Here is a 2,377-nt window from a genome sequence, read left to right as displayed (position 1 = left end):
CCCGGAGAGCGATCTCCGGGGCCGCCTGGCGTACGGGGCGTGTTCTGGGCGCTACGGGTGTTACGGGCGCTACGGGTGTTACGGGAGCCGGATCGACAGGCTGTGGCTGAAGACGTTCCTCGGGTCCCAGGCCGCCTTCACCCGCTGGAGCCGGGGATAGTTGTCCTTGAAGTACAGCTGGTGCCAGGGGACGCCGGAGGTGTTCAGCGCCGGGTCCGCCAGGTCGGAGTCGCAGTAGTTGATGTAGCTGCCGTCGTTGACCCCGCCGGGCCGGGGCACGCCGCCCGTGGCGGCGTAGACGTCCGCGTACATCTCCCGCACCCAGCGCACATGCAGCGCGTCATCGGCCGGGTTGCTCCACAGCGGGCAGAAGAGCATCTTCACCACCGAGTCACGCTGGGGCGAGGCGGTGGCACCGGACGTGACGGCGTTGATCCGGCCGCCATAGCTGACCAGCGCGACCATGCCGAACGGCCCCGGGTAGTCGGCCCGGGTCAGCTGCCGGTACAGCGCCCTGGTCTGGTCGTCCGGCAGCGCCTTGCGGACATAGGCGGACTTGGTCTTCCAGCGCGGCACGGCGGGCTCCACGAACCCGGACCACTCGGTGACCGCGTAGTACCACGGCGCCCGGTAGCGGTCGCCGACGCGGTAGCCGGCGCCGGTGCCCTCGTTCACGGCGGCGAGGAAGGAGTCCAGGATCCCCTCCGCGTCCGGCGCCGCCGCGTCGATCTGGGTGCTCATCCGGAACGACCCCGCCGAGCGGTGCATCGTCTTCAGCTGGCTGTAGAGGAAGCGCCCGGGGGAAGTGGGGGAGGAGTTGCGCTCGTGCCAGTCGGTGAAGTTGCGCACCAGCCGGGTGAAGCCCGCCTCCGTCAGCGAGTCCCAGGACCAGCTCACATCGGAGAGCAGCACCTCCGACGGCGGCTTGGGCAGCAGCGCCGACGGCTCGGCGCGGCGGTGGACACCGGGGGAGCGCAGCCAGTAGTTGGTGATGACACCGAAGTTGCCGCCGCCCGCGCCGGTGTGGGCCCACCACAGCTCGCGGTGGGGGTCGTTGGGCTCCCGGGTGGCGACCACCTTGCGGGCCCGGCCCGCCGCGTCGACATGGACCACCTCGATCGCGTACAGATGGTCGACGGTCAGACCGTGCGCCCGCGACAGGGCCCCGTACCCGCCGCCGACGATATGGCCGCCCGCGCCGACCGTGGGGCAGGTGCCGCCGGGCAGCACCACACCCCACTTCTTGTACAGCGCGCGGTAGACGGAGCCGAGCAGCGCCCCGGGCCCCACCGCGATGGCGCCCATCGCCGGGTCGTACCCGATGGAGCCGAGCCCGGACATGTCGATGACGACACGGATGTCGGAGCTGGCCGTGAAGTCCTCGTCACAGTGGCCGCCGCTGCGGACGGCCACCTTCAGTCCGCGGTCCACGGCCTCCTGCACCGCCCGGACCACCTGGTCGGCGGAGTGGACGATCCGTACGTAGTCGGGGGAGCCCACCCAGCGTTGGTTCGAGCCCGATATCAGCCCCGAGTAGCGGGGATCGGCCGGTGTCACCTGGATGGCGCCCGCCGCTCTGCGGGTGGCCGCGAGGGTCTCGTGGGGGAGTGACGCCGCCTCCGTGGCACCGAGCGCGGGCAGGGCGAGCGCGCCGCCGGTCACCGCGGCGCCCTGCACCAGCCTCCGGCGAGAGACTTCGGTCATAACCGCATACCTCCAGGACAGACAGAATTCTGTGGAACGGGAATGGGCGCGAATACGCGACGCGCGCGGCGCGAAGCGTCCGCGACCATTCCCGAGATTTCCAGTCCGGCCTCATGGGAAGGTCATCGGCGAGCAACCGCCCGCCGCCGCCAACCGCGCCCAAGACCCGTCCACACCCGCCCCACCTGCTGGTCATCGGGGGTCCTCCGGGCGTTCGCCTGGATTGATTACCGGCTGGTGGGCCAGTAGCGGAATTCCCGGGATACGTTCGGTCGGAGGCTGTTCTGGGTGCGGCGGCTTGAGTTCCTTGAGGCGTCTTCCACGAACGCCGACCTATTCCTGATGATGTGAGGAGGGCCTTCGTGCGTAAGGTGCTCATCGCCAACCGTGGCGAAATCGCTGTCCGCGTTGCCCGCGCGTGCCGGGATGCCGGGATCGCGAGTGTGGCCGTCTACGCGGATCCGGACCGGGGCGCCTTGCATGTCCGTGCCGCCGACGAGGCGTTCGCGCTCGGTGGGGACACCCCGGCCACCAGCTATCTGGATATGGGGAAGGTGCTGCGGATCGCGGCCGAGTCCGGCGCGGACGCGGTGCATCCGGGGTACGGGTTCCTTTCGGAGAACGCGGAGTTCGCGCAGGCGGTGCTGGACGCGGGGCTGATCTGGATCGGTCC

The 2,377-nt window shown here is 70.4% G+C and carries 2 protein-coding genes; one reads left to right on the top strand and one right to left on the bottom strand.

Annotated elements, in window-relative coordinates; all coding sequences use genetic code 11:
- Positions 1 to 78: 78 nt before the first annotated feature.
- Positions 79 to 1,704 (bottom strand): FAD-binding oxidoreductase, encoded by a 1,626-nt coding sequence (locus tag ACFVIM_RS34625; RefSeq protein ID WP_384310218.1) that lies wholly within the window; start codon positions 1,702 to 1,704, stop codon positions 79 to 81.
- Between the two features lie 362 nt (positions 1,705 to 2,066).
- Here ACFVIM_RS34625 and ACFVIM_RS34620 point away from each other — a divergent pair.
- On the top strand, positions 2,067 to 2,377 hold a 311-nt coding region (locus ACFVIM_RS34620), incomplete at its 3' end, for a biotin carboxylase N-terminal domain-containing protein (protein WP_384310216.1).

Source organism: Streptomyces sp. NPDC057638, from assembly GCF_042800315.1.
In the GTDB taxonomy this organism is placed as follows: Bacteria; Actinomycetota; Actinomycetes; order Streptomycetales; family Streptomycetaceae; genus Streptomyces.
The sequence above is the reverse complement of the archived record's forward strand: the minus strand, read 5'-3'. Positions and strand labels throughout refer to the sequence as shown.

Bases quoted from the DNA above. Each gene is read 5' to 3' on its own strand.
- ACFVIM_RS34625 (WP_384310218.1), bottom strand. From the start codon at position 1,704: ATGACCGAAGTCTCTCGCCGGAGGCTGGTGCAGGGCGCCGCGGTGACC.